At 41.1% G+C, this 21,683-nt stretch carries 20 protein-coding genes and 1 riboswitch; of the genes, 2 read left to right on the top strand and 18 right to left on the bottom strand.

The window, feature by feature from the left end; translation table 11 throughout:
• Nucleotides 1-2 precede the first annotated feature (2 nt).
• The 4 genes from yycF to G7058_RS07080 form a co-directional block, all read right to left on the bottom strand.
• On the bottom strand, nt 3-710 hold the full coding sequence (gene yycF / locus G7058_RS07095) for a response regulator YycF (RefSeq protein ID WP_166063737.1): 708 nt from the start codon (nt 708-710) through the stop codon (nt 3-5).
• A gap of 158 nt (nt 711-868) precedes the next feature.
• A complete protein-coding gene (locus G7058_RS07090; RefSeq protein WP_166062867.1) occupies nt 869-2,245 on the bottom strand; it encodes a L,D-transpeptidase family protein in 1,377 nt (458 codons plus the stop codon).
• Nucleotides 2,246-2,380: 135 nt separating this feature from the next.
• Nucleotides 2,381-3,085: an O-methyltransferase gene (locus G7058_RS07085; RefSeq protein ID WP_166062866.1), complete on the bottom strand. Its 705-nt coding sequence runs from the start codon at nt 3,083-3,085 to the stop codon at nt 2,381-2,383.
• A gap of 81 nt (nt 3,086-3,166) precedes the next feature.
• The gene (locus tag G7058_RS07080) at nt 3,167-4,498 is read right to left on the bottom strand and encodes a hemolysin family protein (protein WP_166062865.1); all 1,332 of its coding nucleotides are present in this window, start codon (nt 4,496-4,498) and stop codon (nt 3,167-3,169) included.
• A gap of 276 nt (nt 4,499-4,774) precedes the next feature.
• Between G7058_RS07080 and cbpA the strand changes: the two genes are divergently transcribed.
• Nucleotides 4,775-5,413, top strand: a complete 639-nt coding sequence (gene cbpA / locus G7058_RS07075) for a cyclic di-AMP binding protein CbpA (RefSeq protein ID WP_166062864.1) — start codon at nt 4,775-4,777, stop codon at nt 5,411-5,413.
• A gap of 455 nt (nt 5,414-5,868) precedes the next feature.
• Here the strand turns inward: cbpA and G7058_RS07070 are convergent, their stop codons facing one another.
• From G7058_RS07070 to G7058_RS07010, 13 genes are all read right to left on the bottom strand, one after another.
• Entirely contained in the window at nt 5,869-6,510 is a 642-nt protein-coding gene (locus G7058_RS07070) for an MBL fold metallo-hydrolase (protein ID WP_166062863.1), read from the bottom strand.
• A gap of 54 nt (nt 6,511-6,564) precedes the next feature.
• A complete protein-coding gene (locus G7058_RS07065; RefSeq protein WP_166062862.1) occupies nt 6,565-7,053 on the bottom strand; it encodes a QueT transporter family protein in 489 nt (162 codons plus the stop codon).
• A gap of 7 nt (nt 7,054-7,060) precedes the next feature.
• Nucleotides 7,061-7,106, bottom strand: a riboswitch (PreQ1 riboswitch).
• A 91-nt stretch (nt 7,107-7,197) separates the two neighbouring features.
• Nucleotides 7,198-9,165, bottom strand: a complete 1,968-nt coding sequence (locus G7058_RS07060) for an FtsX-like permease family protein (protein WP_166062861.1) — start codon at nt 9,163-9,165, stop codon at nt 7,198-7,200.
• On the bottom strand, nt 9,155-9,925 hold the full coding sequence (locus G7058_RS07055) for an ABC transporter ATP-binding protein (protein ID WP_166062859.1): 771 nt from the start codon (nt 9,923-9,925) through the stop codon (nt 9,155-9,157). The genes G7058_RS07060 and G7058_RS07055 overlap by 11 nt, the downstream gene beginning before the upstream one ends.
• A gap of 104 nt (nt 9,926-10,029) precedes the next feature.
• Nucleotides 10,030-10,998, bottom strand: coding sequence for a sensor histidine kinase (locus G7058_RS07050; protein WP_193567952.1), 969 nt, complete (start codon nt 10,996-10,998; stop codon nt 10,030-10,032).
• Nucleotide 10,999: 1 nt separating this feature from the next.
• On the bottom strand, nt 11,000-11,680 hold the full coding sequence (locus G7058_RS07045) for a response regulator transcription factor (RefSeq protein ID WP_166062858.1): 681 nt from the start codon (nt 11,678-11,680) through the stop codon (nt 11,000-11,002).
• A gap of 7 nt (nt 11,681-11,687) precedes the next feature.
• Nucleotides 11,688-12,824, bottom strand: a complete 1,137-nt coding sequence (gene alr / locus G7058_RS07040) for an alanine racemase (protein ID WP_166062857.1) — start codon at nt 12,822-12,824, stop codon at nt 11,688-11,690.
• Nucleotides 12,825-12,837: 13 nt separating this feature from the next.
• A complete protein-coding gene (acpS, locus tag G7058_RS07035) occupies nt 12,838-13,188 on the bottom strand; it encodes a holo-ACP synthase (RefSeq protein WP_166062856.1) in 351 nt (116 codons plus the stop codon).
• A 27-nt stretch (nt 13,189-13,215) separates the two neighbouring features.
• Nucleotides 13,216-14,553, bottom strand: coding sequence for a metallophosphoesterase (locus G7058_RS07030; protein WP_166062855.1), 1,338 nt, complete (start codon nt 14,551-14,553; stop codon nt 13,216-13,218).
• Between the two features lie 390 nt (nt 14,554-14,943).
• On the bottom strand, nt 14,944-16,524 hold the full coding sequence (locus G7058_RS07025; RefSeq protein WP_166062854.1) for a DEAD/DEAH box helicase: 1,581 nt from the start codon (nt 16,522-16,524) through the stop codon (nt 14,944-14,946).
• 377 nt (nt 16,525-16,901) lie between these two features.
• Entirely contained in the window at nt 16,902-18,278 is a 1,377-nt protein-coding gene (locus G7058_RS07020) for a UDP-N-acetylmuramoyl-tripeptide--D-alanyl-D-alanine ligase (RefSeq protein ID WP_166062853.1), read from the bottom strand.
• Between the two features lie 64 nt (nt 18,279-18,342).
• A complete protein-coding gene (locus tag G7058_RS07015; RefSeq protein ID WP_166062852.1) occupies nt 18,343-19,428 on the bottom strand; it encodes a D-alanine--D-alanine ligase in 1,086 nt (361 codons plus the stop codon).
• A gap of 98 nt (nt 19,429-19,526) precedes the next feature.
• The gene (locus G7058_RS07010; protein WP_166062851.1) at nt 19,527-20,276 is read right to left on the bottom strand and encodes a hypothetical protein; all 750 of its coding nucleotides are present in this window, start codon (nt 20,274-20,276) and stop codon (nt 19,527-19,529) included.
• 165 nt (nt 20,277-20,441) lie between these two features.
• Here G7058_RS07010 and G7058_RS07005 point away from each other — a divergent pair, with 165 nt between their 5' ends.
• Nucleotides 20,442-21,182: an SMI1/KNR4 family protein gene (locus G7058_RS07005; protein ID WP_166062850.1), complete on the top strand. Its 741-nt coding sequence runs from the start codon at nt 20,442-20,444 to the stop codon at nt 21,180-21,182.
• Nucleotides 21,183-21,235: 53 nt separating this feature from the next.
• Here the strand turns inward: G7058_RS07005 and G7058_RS07000 are convergent, their stop codons facing one another.
• Complete coding sequence (locus G7058_RS07000; RefSeq protein ID WP_166062849.1) at nt 21,236-21,499, bottom strand: type B 50S ribosomal protein L31; 264 nt, start codon at nt 21,497-21,499, stop codon at nt 21,236-21,238.
• Nucleotides 21,500-21,683 lie beyond the last annotated feature (184 nt).

The following is a 21,683-nucleotide window of genomic DNA, read 5'->3' as shown; positions in this document are numbered from 1 at the left end:
CATTACTCCTGATCTGGGTTTCTCAAGAAGTAGCCGACTCCTCTACGTGTAATTAACCAAGATGGATGACTCGGTGTGTCTTCAATCTTTTCACGCAGACGACGGACGGTTACGTCCACAGTACGAACATCACCAAAGTAATCATATCCCCATACCGTTTGGAGCAGGTGTTCACGGGTCATAACTTGTCCTAAATGTTTTGCTAAATAGTGTAATAATTCAAACTCACGGTGCGTCAGTTCAATTTCTTCTCCACGTTTAGAGACAACATACGCATCTTCATGAATCGTCAGTGCGCCAACATAAATTTCATTAAGAACTTCTTCTTCAGGCTGTGCTTGCGCAGATGAACCCACACGACGTAAGTTCGCTTTCACACGCGCTGCAAGCTCACGATTGGAGAACGGCTTTGTAATATAATCGTCCGCTCCTAATTCTAAACCTAATACTTTATCAATTTCTGAATCTTTGGCAGTCAGCATAATAATTGGAACATCACTTGATTTACGAATTTGGCGGCAGACTTCTAGCCCATCCATTTTCGGCAACATTAAGTCTAACAAGATTAAATCTGGTCCAACTGTCTCAAACTGCTCAACCGCTTCTTCTCCATCAAAAGCAACGGATACATCATATCCCTCTTTTTCCAGGTTAAAGCGAATAATATCGGAAATTGGTTTTTCGTCATCGACCACAAGTATTTTTTTCATCATTTATCAGACTCCTTAAAGGATTGATTCCTTTTCTCAGTGCTTCTCTTACATTATACAGGTGTTGAAAGCCAAGTGCAAAACACTTTGTGTAAACGCTACAATCCGGTGCTCGGCTCATTTTTTAATTGTGCCAAACCCCGGATTGCTATAAGCGATTAAAAGAATACGACTGGTGTTCCTACTTCCATCAGTGAGAATAATTTTTCCATTGCGCCTGGTGGGGTATTGATACAGCCGTTAGAGCCATTATTTACCCATTGATTAGAAGCGAATGATGATTGCCAACCTGCATCATGAATACCGACACCCGTCCAATCCACTGGTATCCAGTAATTAACAGGTTGTGCATACTCATTGCCACGTCTTGGATTGTACCCGACCAGCTCTGCATTCTCTTCTTTATTCCAAGCGTAGAATACGCCAACTGGAGTTGGTGTCGTTGTATGTCCGGAAACGATGGGCGTCTCCAATAGACGTTCACCATTTTTATAGAAATACATTATTTGGCTTTGAAGATCGACCTCGACATACGTATTGCCGATATCTGTTCCATCTTCATGGTAACCGGAACCGAGAATTTCAGGTGTTGTTTTAACGTCTTCTCCGGCTAAAATGTAGCCTGCCAAGTTTTGTGACTCAGCTTCCATTGCCAGTGACCAACCATATTCACCGGGTGGCACTTGCACTTCACCACGGTTTGTACTTTTAAACGTCCGCGTTTTTTCGTAGGTAGCATATTTGTCATGTAGTGTTTGTAAATAAGCCTTCGCTGCTTCAACTGAAACAGTTGGCTCGCCGTTATTGTCTAAAGAAAGCCATGTAGCAATTTGCTCTTTCGGAACGACAATCTCGTCGCCCATCAGCGTGTAAGTGATGGTAACATCTGCCAAGCTTTGCAACTTTTCAACAACTTGCTTCAGCTCGTTACTCTCCGCTGTTAAAGCAGGCAGAACATAAGCATCCTCCAATGTGAGCGTATCTTCACTGGACAAAACAGTTTGTACAAGTTGCTCTTTCAAGCGCTCCGTATCAATGATTGTACCGGGCACTTCAGGTTCAATTACAAAAGCGCCGTCTTTACTTTGGACATTGGCACTCATTGGTGCGACACGGTCTGGTTTTGATAAAGTCAGTGTTTCGACGAGTTTGGCCAAAGCATCTTCATCAAATTGAACATTTACTTCTGACGTTTCGACTTCATACTTGTTAAAGAAAGCCAGTGGCCACGCCCAACTATTTTGTTCGTCTTTAACTTTTGTTAGGAAAGCATCACTGTCAACTTTAGCGTCTAAATCAAAAGGCGTGAATGTTGTTACAGTCTCTCCATCTTCCGTTACCGTTACTGTATTGGCATGCAACTCTTGCGTTACGACACGCTTTGCTTCTGCAACCGTCACACCCGATAATTCGGTGTCACCCATTGTAGTATTGGGTAAGAAACGACTATCATAGTATTTACTTCCTCCGAAGTATGCAAGAATTAAAAGTAGGAAAATTCCAATACCTGTAAAGATTAGCGGTTTGTTTTTCATTAGTATCCCTCCATGTATCATGGAAAACCCATATATTTCAAATTGTTACTCAAACATTACAATTGTGTTACAAGCTTCCTATTTGCCTATTGTAACGCAAAAAAAACATTATTACTATATTTTTGCTTATTTTAATTAAATCTCTTCTAATATATAACTGAAATCATGCGGTGCGATTTTCTTAATCATTAACAAGCCGTCCCCTAATGGAACGAGTGACGTTTCCAAGGATGGATGATTCAAAACCGTATCCATCAGTAAATTCAAGCGGCGGTGGATTTTGCGAACACGACGCGGAATTTCTTTTTCGTCTTCTAGAATCGTTCCACCTTGGAAGACGTCATCAATAATTAACATCCCGCCCTTTTCCAAGACACGCATACAATGCGGCAGAAATTCGTAGTATTTCGCTTTAGCACTGTCCATGAAGATAAGGTCAAACGTCTCATCCAAAGTAGGCAGAATATTTGCAGCATCCCCTTCAAGTAATGTCACTTTGTCCGATAATCCCATTTTTTCAAAATTGTTTTTGGCACGTTCAATCATAATGTCAAAACGATCAATCGTCGTCAAATGACCTTCTTCGCCTAGATGTTGCGCCATCATACTGCCTGAGAAACCAATCGCTGTCCCAATTTCCAATATTCGTTGAGGCTTCAGCATACCGACAATCATATTCAGGAATACAGCTGTTTCATGTGGAATGATGGGAATACCGCGCTCATTCGCGTATGCTTCTATTTCTGCCAAACCTCCTGAGAAAGGTTTTAGTTCTTTACGCATAAAATCTACTAACTCCGGTTTTACGACCGGACGGCTCATCATTGGATTCTTTTCCATTTCTTTCTATCTCTCCCAAATAAAAAGGCCCATCTAAGCGTCGGGATGCCCGCACGCTTGAGACTAAGCCTTCTCTTATTATTATTCGTTTTCGTTTTCTTCGTCTTGCGGTTTGCGTTCCACATGGATTGAGCGAATACGGCCACTTTCGACTTTTGATGTCGTCAATAAGTAAGGTCCGACACGCACGGATAACTTCTCGTCATCTTCCGGGAAGTAACCCGCTTCTTCAATCATGTAGCCACCAATTGTGTCTACTTCGCTTGATTCAAGGTCTGTGTTGAAAAGGGTATTAAATTTCTGCAGATTCATTTTACCATTAATAGAATAATTCTTCTCGTCCACCTTACGTGATAGACGCTGAATCTCATCGTATTCATCTTCAATATCGCCGACGATTTCTTCTAACAAATCTTCCAGCGTTACAATTCCTTCTACACCGCCATATTCATCTTTTAGAATGGCCATGTGCGTATGTTTCTTACGGAATTCGATTAATAAATCATCGATGAAAATAGTCGATGGTACAAATAACGGTTCATTGACCAAAGTCCTGAAATCAAGTGCATCAAAACCAATATCTTTGGAAGCCTTCAATACGTTCTTCATATGTAAGACACCAATAACATTGTCTTTGTCGCCTTCGTATACCGGCATCCGCGAATACGGACTGTTCAATACTAATTCCAAGTTCTCATCCAAAGTATCATCTAAATCAATCATTAATGTATCTGTACGCGGCACCATCAGTTCACGCGCCAAACGTGTATCCAACGACAATACACCTTCCATCATCGTAAATTCGGAAGGATCAATTGCGCCTTGACCACGGCTCTGGGCAAGAATTTGACGCATCTCATCACGCGTCAACTTTTCTTCTTGTTGGGTAAAATCAATTGGTGATAACTTTTTCAAAATATTTGTAGATGCTGACAGCAACCACACAAACGGTCTCGACACTGTTTTGACCATGGAAATCGGTCCGGAAGTGAAGCGCGCAATTTGTTCTGGCATTTGAAGCGCTACTTGTTTTGGATAAAGTTCACCAAGAACAAGGGTGATGTAAGAAAGTACGAGTGTAACCACTACTGTGGCTATCGTTTCCCAACCAGAGATACTTCCTAACAATGGCTCCAAATAGGGAACAAAGTTAGTCGATGCGGACGCACTGTTGAAGAAGCCAGCAAGCGTAATGGCTACTTGAATCGTTGCCAAGAAGTCATCAGAGTTATCCAGTAACTTTAATACTCTCTGCGCTTTTCGGTCACCTTCTTCGGCCATCGCATTCATTTTCTGGCGGTTAATTGATACAAAGGCTAATTCTGCAGAAGCAAAAAAAGCGTTGATAGCCGTCAAGACAACAACAACTAAAATATCAGATAATAACCTCTGGGCTTCGGGGTCTGGGTTCATTTAAATCTTTTCTCCTTTTTTTTGATTAATTTTTTATACAATATCGCTATTCTACAACTATAATAGAAAATATCAAGCTAAAATGCAAGGTATTTTGAATGAGCGTGATTGGACCTTCTCATTTTATTTCTCATATTTCATTAAACAAAACAATTTGAAAGGGTTTTCTTAAGTGTTTTCAAACGTTTCTTGATTGTAATGACTTTCTGAAATTTCGTTGCATTTTCTCATTTTAATGTTATTATCGTTATATAAATTAGATTGGAGGAACCACCCATGCTTATTCGCTCGCTTGCCATTCCTAAAAGAGACCTTACTGTCGTGAAAGAGTCTGCCACTTTGCAAGAGGCAATCGACATCTTGGAAGAATCTGGATATCGTTGTGTTCCGATTCTTGACGAGACGGGCACGCTCTTTAGAGGAAATATTTATAAAATGCATATCTACCGTCATAAAGCAAACGGAGGTGACATGAGCCTTCCGGTAACGCACTTATTAAAGAACGCGACTAAATTTATTTCTATCGACAGCTCATTCTTTAAAATATTCTTTACAATCAAAGAATTGCCATATATAGCTGTACTGAACAAAGACAATACGTTCTTTGGTATTTTAACACACAGCAGCCTGCTAAACATGCTGGCGCAATCTTGGAGTGTGGATGCCGGCAGCTACGTTTTAACTATTGTAGCGCCAAGCCGTAAAGGCGACTTGTTCCAAATCACTAAAATTATTAACAAAACAACTTCGATCGCAAACGTGATTACATTGGATGTTTCACGCGATGACGTATTACGTCGTGTTCTTGTTACATTACCAGCAGATACAACAAAAGTTGAGCTGGAAACAGTAATCACTGGACTAGAAAAACAAGCGTTTAAAGTTGTCTCCATCGAAGATTTAAGAAACGAATAGATAAATAAGAAAACTGCTAACTCAAAGACGATTTCGTTTCTGAGTTAGCAGTTTTGTTCTAAATACGCTGACTCAAAAGCGATTTTCTGTTTGAGTCGTCACTTTTGACCAGAAACGCTGACTCAAAAGCGATTTCTCGTTTGAGTCGTCACTTTTGACCAGAAACGCTGACTCAAAGACGATTTCACGTTTGAGTCGTCACTTTTGACCAGAAACGCTGACTCAAAAGCGATTTCTCGTTTGAGTCGTCACTTTTGACCAGAAACGCTGACTCAAAGACGATTTCACGTTTGAGTCGTCACTTTTGACCAGAAACGCTGACTCAAAGACGATTTCACGTTTGAGTCGTCACTTTTTACCAAAAACGCTGACTCAAAGATGATTTCACGTTTGAGTCGTCATTTTTATCCAAAAAAACTCACTCGGCCATTTCTGGTTTTGAGTGAGTTTTTTGATTACATATCGCCATTAATAAATGGGTTTCTTAGAATTTCATCTTCAACAGTCGTCGGATTACCGTGTCCCGGGAATAAAACCGTTTCACCTTGAAGCGTTAGAATGTGCTCTTTGATTCCTTTTAAGAGTGAGTCTTGACTGCCGTATGGGAAATCAGTACGTCCAATGCTACCTTGGAAAACCACATCTCCTACCATCGCAAAGCCATTTTCCTTAAATAGGAAAACAAGGCTGCCTGGTGAATGCCCAGGAATATGTTGAACTTCAAAATTAAATGAGCCTACTTGGGTTGGACCCATTGTATCAAGATAAAAATCGGCGGGCTTGTCGATGACAATTTCCGGAATAAGCGGGTGTCGGCCAGATCCATTTAGAGATGCATCCTCCAGCCATTCTTTTTCGATTGAACTTTGATACAAAGGAATGTCGTACGCTTCGCGAATTTCATTCACTGCGCCGATATGGTCGTAATGCGCGTGTGTCAAAATAATTGCAAAGGGTTTGAGGTCATTCGCCTCAATAATATTTTTTATTTCATCCGGTTCAGCGCCTGGATCGAAAATAATCGTATCACGGTTATCTGCAATCAAGAAGTAACAGTTCGCTTGAACGGGACCTACCGCTAGGGCAAGTAATTCCATAGTTGTGTCCTCCCTATTTTTCATTATGTTCCAATTATATAGAAGAGGTCATGATTATGCCATTTTTTCAGTAAACCCAATGATTTTATTTAAATATTTGATAAGAGGTGCAGTGACGATTAAAACCACGGCTTCTCCAAACGCTGTCGTTGCGTAACTGAACCAGAACGGTAAATCTAAAACGATATACAGCTCCACAGCCACGAAAGCCATCGTAATCGTAAATACAGCCGCTACTTTCATCATTCGTTTCATTTCAGAATCGCCCGGTTTAAAAAGACGCTCTAAAATGAGGAATGCAAACAAGGTTTGACCGAAACCAAACACTAAGTCCCACATACCCAAAGTTGAGAATATCAGGTTCGAGATAAAAACACCTGCTAAAACCCCGTACTTATAATTTTTGTGATACCCAACAAGATGATTGAGCATTTCCGACACACGGAATTGGACTGCTCCAAACGACATAAAACCAAAAATCCCTGTCATAGCTACATACAGGGCTGCGATGATGGTGTTTATCACCATTTTCCTTGTTCCCATATTTATCTTCCTCCTAGTTTTTTTACGTGGGATGGTCGACGAACCACGCTATGCTTTTTAACAAGCTTTACTAGTTTAGCACAACAAACTTGGGGCAACAAGAAACAAGAGGCCAAGACATCTGTCCCGCCCCCTCCTTCTCAACTATTGAACGATTGAATAATAAACCCGAGCAGTCAGACGGTAGATAACCCAGTAGATTAAAGCAAATAGAACCACGATGCCCGCCATACTTCCAATCAAAATAACATGTGAATTCAAACCGAAGATGAGTAACATTTTGTACAGAATTGGGTAGGCAAAAGCCATATGGGTCGTTGCAACGATAATCGGTAGCATGAACATCCAAACTACCTGGCTGCGACTGGTGTCACGAATCATTTCTTTGTCCAATCCGACTTTCTGCATAATTTGGAAACGCGTCCGGTCTTCATAACCTTCTGAAACTTGCTTGAAGTACGTAATCAAGATAGTCCCGATTGTAAACAAGCCGCCCAAGAAAATACCTAAGAATAGGAAACCACCTGTCATCGCATACCACTCTTCGCGCATTTCAGCCCGCGGTTGGTAATTAACAATCGCTTCTTTTTCAATCAACGGACGCAGCTTATCGGCATAAGCCATCTCTCCTTCAGCCGAAGTATTCGTATTCCAAATAACACTACCCGTTACGCTCGCATCATAACCTTGACCGGTATCTTCATATTTTTGAAGTATTCTATTCAAAGTTTCTTTATTTGGTGCTACGAAGAGATAGATTTCTCCTACTTCTGTGTCTACCATAAAGTTTTCCAGTTCATTATCGAAGATCTTTACGTTAAAGGTTTCTCCGGCAATCACAACTGTATCGTAGGGATAATGTGCTGCTTCATGAAGATAGAGTTCGTTCGGTTCCAAGGTTAGCGAGAGATTTTCCAACCCATTCATCGCTTCTGCTGTTAATAGCGTTGTTCCGGTAAAAGTAGGACCTTCACCCTGTTTCAGCTCGTTGCCATCAAAGATTCCAAAAATGTTCACATAAGTAAAACTTTTCAAGTCCGAAATCGTTAACCCAAATGTATCTGTTTGAATACGTTCTGTTACTTTTCCAAGGTCTGCTTGAACAGCATCAATTGTTTTTTCTTCATCATAATAGACCGTCGCTTGATGATCCGTAGCGATATGACTTCCCAGTGCATTCTCAGAACCCACATAAATTGCAGTCGTGGTCGCTAAAGCGATAATTACCATACAAGATAGAATAGCAATGTTTGCGAGACCCATCGCATTTTGTTTCATACGATAAAGCATCCCGGAGATTGAAATAAACGCACGCGGTTGGTAATACAGTTTTTGATTCTTTTTCATGCGTTTTAAGATATAAATAGAACCGGATGTGAATAAGAGATACGTTCCGCCAATAACCAATACGACTGCTACAAAGAAATGAAGCAACGCAGCGATTGGATCAGAAATCGTCAAGGAAATATAATAACCTGCTCCCAATAGCAAAAGACCTAAAATGAAAAGAAGGACATTACTCTTTGGTTCTTTCTCGCCCTCTTTCTCACCGCGCAACAATTGGATCGGATTTGAAAAAGTCACTTGGCTCACATTATAGAGATAGGCGATAAAGAAAATACCTGTAAAGACGGCTGCTGTCAGCACAAAGTTCAGAGGTTCTAACGAATAGGCCATTTGAATCGGTAATTTCAGCAAATAATTCAAGAAGAGAAACAATAATTGGCCGAGGAGCGCTCCCAAGCCAAGTCCCGACAGAATCGTCACTGTTCCGACGAGAAGCGATTCGAGGAAAAGAATCCGTGCAACATGGCGTTTTTCGAGTCCTAAAATACCATATAATCCTACTTCTTTTTTACGTCTTTTAATCAGAAAACTGTTTGTATAGAGTAGGAAAATGAGGGAAAAGATCCCAATAATTACCGATCCAAAACGGAACAAGAGTATCAGTGAATCGACTCCGCGCATTCCCTCAAATTTATTAGACATAAGCGAGAGCATTTGAAATAGCATAGATACAGTCAAAAGTGCAGAGATGCCATAAGGAAGATAGAGCTGTTTGTTGGCACGAATATTACGCAGTGCCATCTTAAAATAAAAATTATTCTTCATGCTGCTCACCTCGATTGGTCACAACCAACATCGATTGGGCAATTTTGTCACGGAAATCATCCACTGAAAGATTCCCCCGGTACAATTCATGGTATACAATCCCATCGCGAATGAATAAAACGCGGTTTGAGTAGCTCGCTGCCTGCACACTGTGCGTTACCATCATAATCGTTTGCCCTTCTTCATTAATACGCTCAAAAGTTTCCAACAAATTTTGTGATGCTTTCGAATCCAAAGCGCCGGTCGGTTCGTCAGCCAAAAGTACTTTTGGTTGGGTAATCAACGCACGCGCTACCGCTGCTCGTTGTTTTTGGCCACCCGAAACTTCATAAGGAAAGCGTTCGATTTGCTCATGGATTCCTAAATTTTTGGCGATTGGCAACAAGCGTTTCTCCATTTCAATAACAGGTGTTCCAGATAAAACAAGCGGCAAGAAAATATTATCCTTCAAATTGAACGTATCCAATAAGTTAAAGTCCTGGAACACAAACCCTAAGGTGTCACGACGGAAACGAGAGATTTCTTTGTCTTTGATTTTAGATAACGGTTGTCCTTCAAGGTAAACTTCCCCTGAAGAGGGCTTGTCCAATGTCGATAAAATATTCAATAGGGTCGTCTTACCTGATCCGGACTCACCCATGATCGCAATGAATTCCCCTTTATTCACTGAAAAATTGACGTCGCTTAATGCCTCGGTCCCTTTAGTTGCTAACTTCGCACGGTAAACTTTTTTTATGTTTTTAACTTCGATAAATGTCATAGTAATTCCTCCTTGCTTACTATAATAGAGGATTCCTCCACGCGCAGCCTTTACTTTTCCTTACAATCAAAGAAAAGAACCTTACATTTTTGTAAGATTCTCAATTAATCGAATAATCGCATTTCTGTTTGATCCAAATGCAAAATGGCCTTCGTATATTTCCCGACTTCGGACTCGATTTCCAAACGGTGTCCCAGTCGTTTACAAATTTTCCGGCTTAAAAACAATCCCAATCCGGTCGACTTCTCGTGCAAACGTCCGGATAAGCCTGTATAGCCTTTTTCAAATACTTTCGGTAAATCCTCCGAGCGAATTCCCGGGCCGTTATCAGCAATAACGAGACTGGCACCTTCTGCATAAATACTAATCTTTCCTTTAACCGCATATTTCAAACTGTTGGAGAGAAGTTGTTCGACAATGACTTCCAACCACTTCCCATCGGAAACGACCTTCAGCTTTAGCGGTTCATACTCTAACTGGATATGATTATAAATAAAGAGACTGGCGTATTTCTTTATCACTTTCCGAATAACTGCATCCAACTCTACTTCTACTAACTCCAACTCTTGGGTCGAACCTTCGAGTTTCAAGTAGCTCAGTGCCATATGCGTATAGTCTTCCACCCGAATTAATTCCTGCTCAATCTGTTTTTTTGATTCTGAATGCGGTAATTGTTGTTGCAACAGGCTCATAACAGCAATCGGCGTTTTTATTTGATGCAGCCAGAGCGTAAAATAGTCCAACTGCTCCTGTTTACTTTCGTAATCCGCTTGTTCTTGGTCACGCAACACTTCTTCTAATTGTGCGACTTTAGCTAAATAGAGCTGCTCGAGGGCGGTATAATCACCTTCCAGTGCATACTCATGCTGCACATTCCGGTATTTTTCTGAATAACGCAACCATTGAAAAACCCAGTAAAGCATTGTAAAAGCAATCAATAGAAGAAAACTATACCAAAAGAATGCTGACGGGAAGCGAAGTAGGAGAGAAACGATTCCAAAGCAAAGAACCGCAACGCCGAAGATAACGGCTTGCGGTCGGATACTGCTTAAAAAGGATTTGAAAATCGTCATATTACAGTTCCTCCTCTGTTACTGAATAACCCATACCCTTTTTCGTCACAATCAACTGATCCAAGCCGATATTCTTTAGCTTCTTGCGTAACCGCGCGATTGTTACCGCCAACGTGTTGTCATCAATAAAGGATTCGTCCTCCCAAAGACGCACCATGATTTCTTCGCGTGCTACAAAGGTGCCTTTCTTTTGAAAAAGCAGTTCGAGGGTCCGCAATTCGTTGCGAGTGAGGTCTAACTCATTTTCTTCATACAGTAACTTGGATTCACCGGTTTTTAGGATAACCGATCCTACGTTCAAATAATTTTCATTTTCGGTAAAGTCATATGTCCGGCGTAAAAGAGCCTGGACTTTCGCCACTGCGACGTTCAAATCAAAAGGTTTTTGGATATAATCGTCGCCTCCCATTTGAATCGCCATCACGATATCCATGTTTTCCGTCCGACTCGATATAAATATCAAGGGTACTTGGGAAATTTTACGGATTTCTTGACACCAGTAATACCCATTAAAGGCCGGCAACTGAATATCCATTAAGACAAGTTGCGGTGATTCCTCACGAAAGCGGTCGAGGACGTTTTGAAAATCACTGATTATAAAAGGCGAGTACCCCCACTTCGTGAGTTCTGCGGCCAAGATAGAAGCTATCGTACGGTCATCTTCAACAATCATGATTTTCATCGTACCTTCACTCCCCTTTTGAGTCGTTATAAATGCGTGGAACGCGATCAGAAATTCCACATAGAATCTCGTAACCAATCGTACCTAGTTCAACCGCCATCTCGGAAGGATTGTTCCACTCTCCGTTATTCTCGCCTAACAGCGTCACTTTTGTGCCAATTGGATATGCGTGCGGCAAACTAATCATTAATTGGTCCATACATACGACGCCACGGACAGGACAGCGATGGCCGTCGACCAATAGCGTTTGGTTGCCTAAATCACGGCGCCAGCCATCTGCATAACCAATCGGTAACGTAGCTAACCACTCACCTTCATATGCCTTGTAGCGCGCGCCATAGCTAATCGTATCGCCTTCGTGCATCTGTTTCACATAGCTGATTTCTGTTTCCAGAGTAAAGGCCGGTTTTAATTCATAAGGTAAAGGAATCGTCAAATCGGATGGGTTGTAGCCATACATCGCAATTCCCACACGCGTTGCGTCAGTTTCAAAATCTTCATGCCACAAAGTCATGGCCGAATTCGCCAAATGAACCATATCCGGGCGTGTCGTCATACTCTTAACAAGTTCTTTGAACGTCTCATATTGGCGTTCTACTTGGATATCGTCTTCCCCATCCGCGGTCGCAAAGTGCGTAAAGATTCCTTCTAAATGAAGAGATTCATACTTTTCGCAAAACGCTTCAAAAGCTTGGACCTCTTCTTTTGTCCGTAAACCAATCCGGCCCATGCCGGTATCAACAGCCAAATGGATTCGTAACGGATTCATTGTTTTTCTTAGATTCAATAGCGGTAACGCTGCTTCCAACCATTCGAAAGAAGAAACGGTCACACTAATATTTGAATCAGCCATAAGGGCAACATCACGGACTTCCGTTACACCCATCACTAATAAGAAGTCTTCTGTAAATCCATTTTGGCGCAACTCAATCGCTTCATCCAGTATCGCGACACAAAATCCATCCACGCCTGCCTCTTTCGCAGCATTCGCAATGGGAACAGCGCCATGCCCATACCCATCTGCTTTTACAACCGCCAGTAATTTCTTACCGGGTCTGATATGATTTCGTATTTGATTAATATTCCACTTAATTGCCCCTAAATCGACCTTCGCCACTGTGGGACGGTGTGTTCCTCGCGCCATTAACAAAAACCCCTTACTTTTCTAAGATTACTTGCGCAACTATTGTATTCGATGAATGTGAAATGGAAACCCAGACATTGCCTTCAAAAGGCGATTTCGTCACAACGGGCTTCCCACGTTCACCTGGCAGAACCTCCATGTCTTGGAAAGATAACTTACCGATCCCGGTGCCATACGCTTTTGAAAAAGCTTCTTTGACCGCAAAACGACCCGCCAGAAATTCCATCTTCCGGGTACCGGTCATTTGACCAAAAAGAGCAAACTCTTTTTCTGTTAAGACGCGACTCGCGAACTGCGGCCGCTTATCGTAAGCTTGCGTGATGCGATCCAGTTCCGTCACATCCAAACCAATTCCCATAATCATACACGTCACCTCTTGTATTTAATACCCTTATTTTACCAGATATTCGTTAGGGATAAACAGTTTACGGTCATCTAAGTCATTATCTTCCAACGAACGGGTCGAATACTCTTTCAAGAACCCTTTGCTATTTTCTTGAATAATCTTGTACCCGGGATGATTCGCCAGTTCTTCGTCTTTACCAAAATCGAGGCCCGAGAAGTAACGGACGTTCAATAATCCTACAAAATCCATCACATCTTCTTCGTATTCTACTTGATACCACTGCTCTTCAAACATTTGCATGAGTCCGAGCGTTGCACCGTAATCATAGAAAATATCATAAGAAGTCTGACTGTAGGAAAGTAAATCTGGATCTGTTTGATTCGTCGCTTCTGCCCACGCTTCAACAGCTAACTCACGGTGATTATATGTCAATCCGTCGGCGTTAAGCGTTATTTCACCGATACTATTTGGGAAAATCGATAGTGCTCCGGTAATGATTTCGCGTGTTAAGCCATCAGAAGAGATATTTTGTGCATGGATATGGCCAGCGAATAGTGCATTAATCCCTTGTTCCTTTAGCAGCGGATTAATTTCGTCTGCATTTTCCAAAGTATTCCCGGTACGTTCTGATTTAGCATGCGCGAGGATGGGATGGTGCCCAACCCAGATTGCAGGTGCATTCTCTTCAAAATACTTCGCCAACCACGCAGCCGTTTCGATTTTTATCTTACCTTCTGTGGTAGGTGATTTAGATGTTTCGGTATCACTGTAAATATTGTTATCCATCATCATGATCGGATAATTCGGCTTCGGTTCGATTACATAACTGAGTGAATCGGGATCCTGGTGGGTTGCCAAATCGTATCCAAAATCAGCAAACGTTTCTCGGAAAGCTGTCGGTGAAATTTGTTTGGCTTTTTCCATTTCAGAACCGACAAAACGGCGTGCCCAACTGCTATGAATATCGTGGTTACCCGGAATCACGCTCACTTGCGTGCCGTTTTCTTCAATTTGTTTGAAATACTTTGCCAAACCAACCATACTTTCGTATTCACCGTTGAAAGTGAGGTCACCACTGACAATGAGTAATTCAGGTTTCTCTTTTGCTGCTTCCCAGACAAGCGCCTGCATGATGGAATCAATACGTGCAATATCTTTTCCAACTGCTGTTTGTTTCATCTCTGCAAAAGCCGCGCCATTATCATGAAGCTCCGGAGCTATATAATGAATGTCCGTTACCATCCAAATAGTTAAATCTTCATTTGCCTCTACAAGAGGGCTGATTTCTTTATTTTGTAATTCTTCGTTGTTGCCCGCACTGGATAAACGATAGATAAATCCACCTGATAAAATGAGCACGAATAAAATTGCTACTTTCTTCATCCTATTTCCTTCTTTCATACAATATCGACTTATTATGGCAAAAAACAAGGAGCACTGCAAACAAATCCAACTGAGATTCGATTGTCATTACACACTTCCCTCCTTATCCAACTAAACAGCTCACTCAAAACGATTTTACAAGCTTGAGTGAGCCCTTTACGGAAAAACAGCTCACTCAAAACAATTTTTCAATCTGAGTGAGCCCTTTACGGAAAAACAGCTCACTCAAAACAATTTTTCGACCTGAGTGAGCCCTTTATGGAAAAACAGCTCACTCAAACCACTTTTACGAGCTGAGTGAGCCCTTTTGCGGTAAAAACCTATATTCTACCCTCCGCGCACCAAAAAAAGAGGTCCGGATTTATATCCGGACCTCCCAAAACGATTTAATTAGTCGTTGCTTCTGATTTTGAAGCTTGGTTTGCTTCCGCCACTTTTAGCGTTTCCGCCTTTGTTACGGTCGTCACGGCGTTTGCCGCCTCCACCTGAACGATTATTGTCGCGATCTTTGCTCCATGAACGGTTTCCACCGCCACTACGTTCGCCACCACCGGAATGACGACGGTCTCCTGAACGACTTCCGCCGCCAGATTTACCTTTGTATCCGCCACCGCTCTTACCACGGTATCCGCCTTTACCACCTTTACGGGATGGTAATGGACGCTCTGGAGTGATGTTAACTGGAACTTCAGATGCTTCTTTCGTTTGGCTCTTCAAGAAAGCTGCAGCTAATTCTTCAGCTGTATACTTTTCTAATAGATGTTTGATTGCACGCTCGTATTTATCAGCTTCTGTATCTTTAACGATGCCTTCGATTGTGTCAATTGCGTTCTTCAATTGTCCTACCATTGCCTCTTCATCTGAAGGTGGGCGAAGTGGTGACATTGGTTTACGCGTTAATCTTTCGATTGTACGTAGGTAGTCCATTTCGTTTGGAGTAACGAATGTTACAGACATACCTTCCTTACCAGCACGGCCTGTACGACCAATACGGTGAACATAGCTTTCTGGATCTTGTGGAATATCGTAGTTATAAACGTGAGTAACACCTGAGATATCCAAACCACGTGCTGCAACGTCAGTTGCAACCAAGATATCCAAGTTTCCGTTCTTGAAGTCATTCAAAACGCTCATACGTTTTTTCTGAGTCAGGTCGCCATGGATTCCTTCTGCACGGTAACCACGCAGTTCCAATCCTTTAGCCAATTCATCAACACGGCGTTTTGTACGACCGAAGATGATTGTCAATTTAGGGTTTTGAACGTCGAATAAACGAGTCATGTTATCAAATTTCTCGAAATCTTTACATTTCACGAAATATTGATCGATCAAGTTAGCAGTCATTTCTGACGCTTTAATTTGAACGTGCTCTGGGCTCTTCATAAATTGAACACCGATACGCTTGATAGCTGGTGGCATTGTAGCTGAGAACAAGAGTGTTTGACGTGATTCAGTAGGTGTCTCCGAAATAATTGCTTCGATGTCTTCCAAGAAGCCCATGTTTAGCATTTCGTCTGCTTCGTCCAAGACTAGTGTTTCAACGTTTTGCAATTTAAGTGCTTTACGACGGATAAGGTCTAATAGACGGCCAGGTGTACCTACAATAATATGTGGGTTGTTTTTGATTGCGCGGATTTGACGACTAATGTCTGCTCCACCGTAAACAACTTGTGTAGTAATACGTTTTTCGCGACCTAAACGGTACAATTCTTCTTGCGTTTGGATAGCTAATTCACGTGTTGGTGCAATTACCAATCCTTGAATTGCACGGTTGTTACGATTGATTTTTTCCAACATTGGTAGACCGAATGCAGCCGTTTTACCTGTACCTGTTTGCGCTTGTCCAATTACGTCTAATCCTTGTAGTCCCAACGGAATCGTTTGCTCCTGGATCGGCGTTGCTTCTTCAAATCCCATAGCTTCGATGGATTTTAGTAGTTCGGGAGATAATCCCAGTTCTGTAAATTTCATGTTTCCTCCTAGTTTTTGAGAAACATTAAGAGAGTTTTTTATAAAATCGTAGGAAGGCGTCTTTCTCTGCGTTCCTAATCCTCTAAATTGATTGATATCATAAATCATATGCAAATGATTATTTAATCGTTTGAATAGTAAGTTACTGGTCACATTCTTCGTTCGCGAAGAAAACCCTCTTTATTCCTCTATTTTTAACAGTTGTAATCATACCATGCCTTTCATTTTTTTACAAATCTTATCCTTATGAAAGTGAAAACCTTTTAGTTGATTTCGTTTTCAGAAATCCCGACTTTATGCAAAACGCAAGCCCAGCCTAAGAAATACAGGCTGGGCTTGCATGAAATTTCATTAACAATATTGATTTGTCACTCTCATTATTCTTTCAGAGCTTTTACAACTGAAAGGAGGTCGGTACCAAAGCTCGATTTAATCAGGATTTGGTCGGTATGAGTTATTTTTTCTCTCAATGCTTCAATCAATGGCGCTTTTTCACCTTTGAAATGATGCAGGCGATCAGCCGGGAATGAACCTTCAAGTGCCTGATATAAGGGCGCAATTTCTTCACCGTACAAATACACTTCATCAAAATCTTCCGGCTTCACTGATGCAGACAGACTCGCATGCAATTCTGAAGATTTCTCTCCCAATTCACGGATATCACCCAACAACACAAACTTCCGCCCTTCGCGTGGCAAAGCAGCGTATGCTTCCAAGACTGCGGTCATAGAAGTCGGACTCGCATTATAGGCATCGTTTAAGATTTGTGAGCCATTTACGCCGTCCATCCATTGACTACGGTTTTCTGTCAACTCGAAATGCTCCAAGTATGCTTTCACTTCCAACATGGATAAACCGAAATAGTCCGCAATCGTTAAAGCTACCAAAGCATTTTGGACATTATATTCTCCGATAATAGGAATTTCTAATATTTCCCTATCATCCAGACTTACCTTGAATGAGGTTGAATTTTTCCCACTTTGCACGCCATAAGCATAGACCGTGGCTGTGTGATCAATCCCGAAGGTACGTTTATGATAATCTCCATCAATCGGCATCTCTTCACGAATCAACGGTTCATCGATTGGATAAATAAAGAGCCCGTCTGCTTTCAAGCCTTCAAGTATCTCTAATTTTGCTTTGGCAATATTACGGCGGCTGCCTAAATGTTCCAAGTGACTTTCGCCAATAATAGTAATCGCTGCAACATCAGGTGTTGCCAACTGGCTCAAGAATGAAATCTCTCCTGGACCGGACATACCCATTTCCAATACCAAAATCTCTGTTTCTTCCGGCATTTCAAGAATGGTGAACGGTAGACCTATTTCATTATTATAGTTTCCTTTTGTTTTATGCACGTTAAACTTCGCGTTCAAAACAGCTGCAGTCATATCTTTCGTTGTCGTTTTACCGTTACTGCCTGTAATAGCAACAACTTTGGGTTTTATTTCATTCAGGTAGTACTTCGCTAAATCTTGCAATGCCGTTAAAGTGTCATCCACGAGGATAATCGCGATATCATCCGGTGCTTCAGATTCTGGTCGGCTCCATAATGCAGCCGTCGCGCCGTTTTTTATAGCAGACTGAATATAATCATGGCCGTCTGTTTCCCCTTTTAATGGTACAAACAAACTATCAATTCCCGCTTCACGGGAATCAAAAACGACGCGTGTAATTTCTGCGAAACGATTAGGCGAGCTGTAATCGATTGCTTTCACTGCTTTTACAACATCAATAATTCGGATTGGCTTCATTGCTATCGTCCCTTCTCTACAAGAAAAACCGTCTCTTTGGAGAACGGCTTTCCATTTTATACATTTAGTTTACTTGAACACGGGTCGTTTTCCCAGAGTAACGTTTAAGGGCGAGTTGAATTAACTCTTCGACCAAATCGCTGTACTTCAAGCCTGCATGCTCCCATAAAAGTGGGTACATGGAGAATTGTGTGAAACCTGGCATGGTGTTCACTTCGTTGATATAGATTTCATTGTTGCTAGTAACAAAGAAGTCACAACGGCTCAAGCCGCTGCCGTCCAACGCCCGAAATGCAGTTGCTGCATATTCTTGTAGTTTTTCAACTAATTCATCAGGTAGCTCAGCTGGAATATTCAAATCAACTGAATTGTTAATATACTTTTCTTCATAGTCATAAAAATCAACTTTTTTAACAATTTCGCCCGGAACAGAAGCGTGAACGTCAGAGTTACCTAAAATGGCAATCTCAACTTCGCGTGCTTCAATTCCTTGTTCAACGACAACACGTGAATCGTATTCAAAGGCAACTTCGATTGCTGCCAACAATTCATCTTTGTCATTCGCTTTAGAAATACCAACACTTGATCCCATATTAGCTGGTTTAACAAACATTGGATAAATAAGTGATCCTTCACAACGTTGTAAAAATTCTTCTTGTTGGTTTTGCCAATCGAATCTCGTCACTGGAACGTAAGGAACTTGTGGTAAGCCGACTTGTTGGAAGAGCTGTTTTGAGACGATTTTATCCATCCCGGCTGCACTTGCTAATACGCCGCAACCGACGTAAGGCATATCTAACACTTCAAATAACCCTTGAACCGTCCCATCTTCACCGTTTGGTCCATGTAAGACCGGGAAGATAACTGCATCATCAGATTTTACCTCAGCTGGAGAAATGATGATACCAGTAGATTGCTGATCTTTTTCAAGTGCCATTTGTTTAGTGTCCCCTGGTGTTAGACGCAGGAAATCAGAATACTTAACTGGCTCCAGCAATGTCTCACCTTGAATCCATTCACCATTACGCGTAATGTAAACAGGAATCACATCATAATAATTATAATAAATCTCTTTCACGATGGAGTGGGCAGTCAAAATGGAAATATCATGTTCCGCACTTTTGCCGCCGTATATAAGAAAGACTTTCATAGGTTTTCTCCTTAACTTTTAAAATGAACACCGTTATTGTACCACAATCCGTTTCGCGATAACATTAGAAAAGAACCCGCCATTTTTGAGACAGGTTCTTATTTTATTTTGTAATTTAACTTCCATGTTTCATTGTTCGCATCGTAAATAAGGTCTCCAATTGCTGTGCGTTCGTCAAACTGCCCGTCCAGCATACTTAATTGGTCTTCTACGATAAATAATGGCGCTGAATACGTGTCGCCGATGACTGTCATCTGGCGGAATGAAATGCAAATTCCTTCTTTAAATAACCGAATCAAGTCGTTTTTTTCCGGAACAATAAAAGGTGCAATAGTTCTTTCCTTTTGATAGAAGCGGCGTTTCTCATTCACTTTTTCTTTCATACGCAGTGTAATGGAATCCGTGAACTGGTCCAAGAATTCTTCCAAATGACGATAATAGACTTTAGTAAAATTATTTGGAAGTGTTAAATAGATATAATTGTTTTGTAACTTATAATAGAATGGTGAATGAAGGTAGTTATGCGCATGCGCAATATAAAGAATTTCGGAAATTTCAACCGGTGTTAGTTGGTGTAACATTTCTATATTTGAAAAATCAATCCAACTTGGTTTATTCGCTTCATTGGAAATTGACTTTAAATAACGAATGACAGTATCTTGCTCTTTAACAATGTGTAATCCTGTATAGTTATCATATGTACTGAGTTCATGTTTACGATTGTTCAGTAATAGTAAGTTGTGGGGGATACGTTTTAGGGAGATATTTTCTATAATGTTTACAATTCCCTTGCTGAGAACATTATTACCGACTGTATCATAATAAACATAAACAATTTTTTCTGGCATTTATTTATCCCCTCCCATTTTACTGCACCCTCTATTTTACTATACCAATACCGGGCTCACGTCTCAACTACGTGTTAATATTATTACAATTATATATCTTTTTATAGATTTATGCAGAAAGAATTCATTAAATTTACGAAAACTAGTTACTGAAAGGAATGATGAATGATGAACCCGTATTTTATTCCTACTCCCTTTGAGAAAGAAACACCCGTTATTTTGGAAAAAAGAGCCTTAACCCCTACCCTAACGACAGCTGATTTACCCGCACGTTACCTGCAACTTCTAGCTGATCAAAACGGCGGTTATGTGAAAAACATGGTCGTTCCAACGTTAGAGCCGACCTCTGACGGCTTGGACTGCGCCCATTTGCACTACATTTATGGCTTGAGCTCCGATAGTGAAAAGTCAATTCCTTACCAAGATTTTCTACCAGATTATTTTATCATTTTTAGTGCCCATGAAGCTTGTTATTTTGCTTTTGATTACTCAATTTCTGGAACGGAGCCTGCGATTCGTTACTTGGACACTGAAACAGATAATTGGCAGGAAGTGGCGTCGGACTTTGATTCATTTTTACAACTTTTGCGTTATGGGAAGATTTATTTGCCTTTGGAGGGATATTTATCTCGAACCGAAGCCGAGCATGCTTTTTTGTTAGTAACCGACCATGCCGATTTAGAGGAATTATTTGAGCATTTGGAAGGTACCGCGGATAAAGAGTGGTATTTCGCTTGGATCAATCATTTTGCTCAAATGGCAGAAATGCGGGAAGTAGCCTTTCGTGCCTTGGAGACGCAAATTTTGTATTTTAGATTAGTATTGCCGGATAATGCCCAGGCTGTATTTGATTTATTCCCCGAGAAACAAGAATGGATTGAAACGGAGCTGGCGGCGGACTTTTAGAATTTTATTTAATAAAAAAACCAGCCCGCAAGGACTGGTTTTTCGTTTGAAAATTATGCTTCTTCTGTTTCTGTTTTGAAACCGTATTTCTTGTTGAAACGGCCCACGCGTCCTTCTGCTTGTGCAAACTTTTGACGACCAGTGTAGAACGGATGAGAATCTGAAGTAACTTCCATACGGATTAATGGGTATGTGTTTCCGTCTTCCCATTCAACAGTTTCGTTAGATCCTTTAGTTGAACCAGACATGAATTTGAACCCTGTTGAAGTGTCCATGAAAACTACTTGTTGGTATTTTGGATGGATTTCTTGTTTCATCGTTATTTCTCTCCTTTGCGCCCTGAGATATTTCCTATATCAGAGATATTTTTTGACTTGCGTCTATAACATTAAGATAATACCACGCATCTTTTTTATTTGCAAGGCTAAAATAGTGACGATTTTGTTCTTTTCAAATGGTTGCAGACCCTTACTGTCAGCAGGTAAGGAGTGTGGTAAAATT

The organism is Jeotgalibaca porci (genome assembly GCF_011299095.1).
GTDB lineage: Bacteria > Bacillota > Bacilli > Lactobacillales > Aerococcaceae > Jeotgalibaca > Jeotgalibaca porci.
This window is presented reverse-complemented; position numbering and strand designations above follow the sequence as displayed.

Coding starts and splice junctions, on each gene's coding strand:
- yycF (WP_166063737.1), bottom strand. CDS start 710: ATGAAAAAAATACTTGTGGTCGATGACGAAAAACCAATTTCCGATATT.
- G7058_RS07090 (WP_166062867.1), bottom strand. CDS start 2,245: ATGAAAAACAAACCGCTAATCTTTACAGGTATTGGAATTTTCCTACTT.
- G7058_RS07085 (WP_166062866.1), bottom strand. CDS start 3,085: ATGGAAAAGAATCCAATGATGAGCCGTCCGGTCGTAAAACCGGAGTTA.
- G7058_RS07080 (WP_166062865.1), bottom strand. CDS start 4,498: ATGAACCCAGACCCCGAAGCCCAGAGGTTATTATCTGATATTTTAGTT.
- cbpA (WP_166062864.1), top strand. CDS start 4,775: ATGCTTATTCGCTCGCTTGCCATTCCTAAAAGAGACCTTACTGTCGTG.
- G7058_RS07070 (WP_166062863.1), bottom strand. CDS start 6,510: ATGGAATTACTTGCCCTAGCGGTAGGTCCCGTTCAAGCGAACTGTTAC.
- G7058_RS07065 (WP_166062862.1), bottom strand. CDS start 7,053: ATGGGAACAAGGAAAATGGTGATAAACACCATCATCGCAGCCCTGTAT.
- G7058_RS07060 (WP_166062861.1), bottom strand. CDS start 9,165: ATGAAGAATAATTTTTATTTTAAGATGGCACTGCGTAATATTCGTGCC.
- G7058_RS07055 (WP_166062859.1), bottom strand. CDS start 9,925: ATGACATTTATCGAAGTTAAAAACATAAAAAAAGTTTACCGTGCGAAG.
- G7058_RS07050 (WP_193567952.1), bottom strand. CDS start 10,998: ATGACGATTTTCAAATCCTTTTTAAGCAGTATCCGACCGCAAGCCGTT.
- G7058_RS07045 (WP_166062858.1), bottom strand. CDS start 11,680: ATGAAAATCATGATTGTTGAAGATGACCGTACGATAGCTTCTATCTTG.
- alr (WP_166062857.1), bottom strand. CDS start 12,824: ATGGCGCGAGGAACACACCGTCCCACAGTGGCGAAGGTCGATTTAGGG.
- acpS (WP_166062856.1), bottom strand. CDS start 13,188: ATGATTATGGGAATTGGTTTGGATGTGACGGAACTGGATCGCATCACG.
- G7058_RS07030 (WP_166062855.1), bottom strand. CDS start 14,553: ATGAAGAAAGTAGCAATTTTATTCGTGCTCATTTTATCAGGTGGATTT.
- G7058_RS07025 (WP_166062854.1), bottom strand. CDS start 16,524: ATGAAATTTACAGAACTGGGATTATCTCCCGAACTACTAAAATCCATC.
- G7058_RS07020 (WP_166062853.1), bottom strand. CDS start 18,278: ATGAAGCCAATCCGAATTATTGATGTTGTAAAAGCAGTGAAAGCAATC.
- G7058_RS07015 (WP_166062852.1), bottom strand. CDS start 19,428: ATGAAAGTCTTTCTTATATACGGCGGCAAAAGTGCGGAACATGATATT.
- G7058_RS07010 (WP_166062851.1), bottom strand. CDS start 20,276: ATGCCAGAAAAAATTGTTTATGTTTATTATGATACAGTCGGTAATAAT.
- G7058_RS07005 (WP_166062850.1), top strand. CDS start 20,442: ATGATGAACCCGTATTTTATTCCTACTCCCTTTGAGAAAGAAACACCC.
- G7058_RS07000 (WP_166062849.1), bottom strand. CDS start 21,499: ATGAAACAAGAAATCCATCCAAAATACCAACAAGTAGTTTTCATGGAC.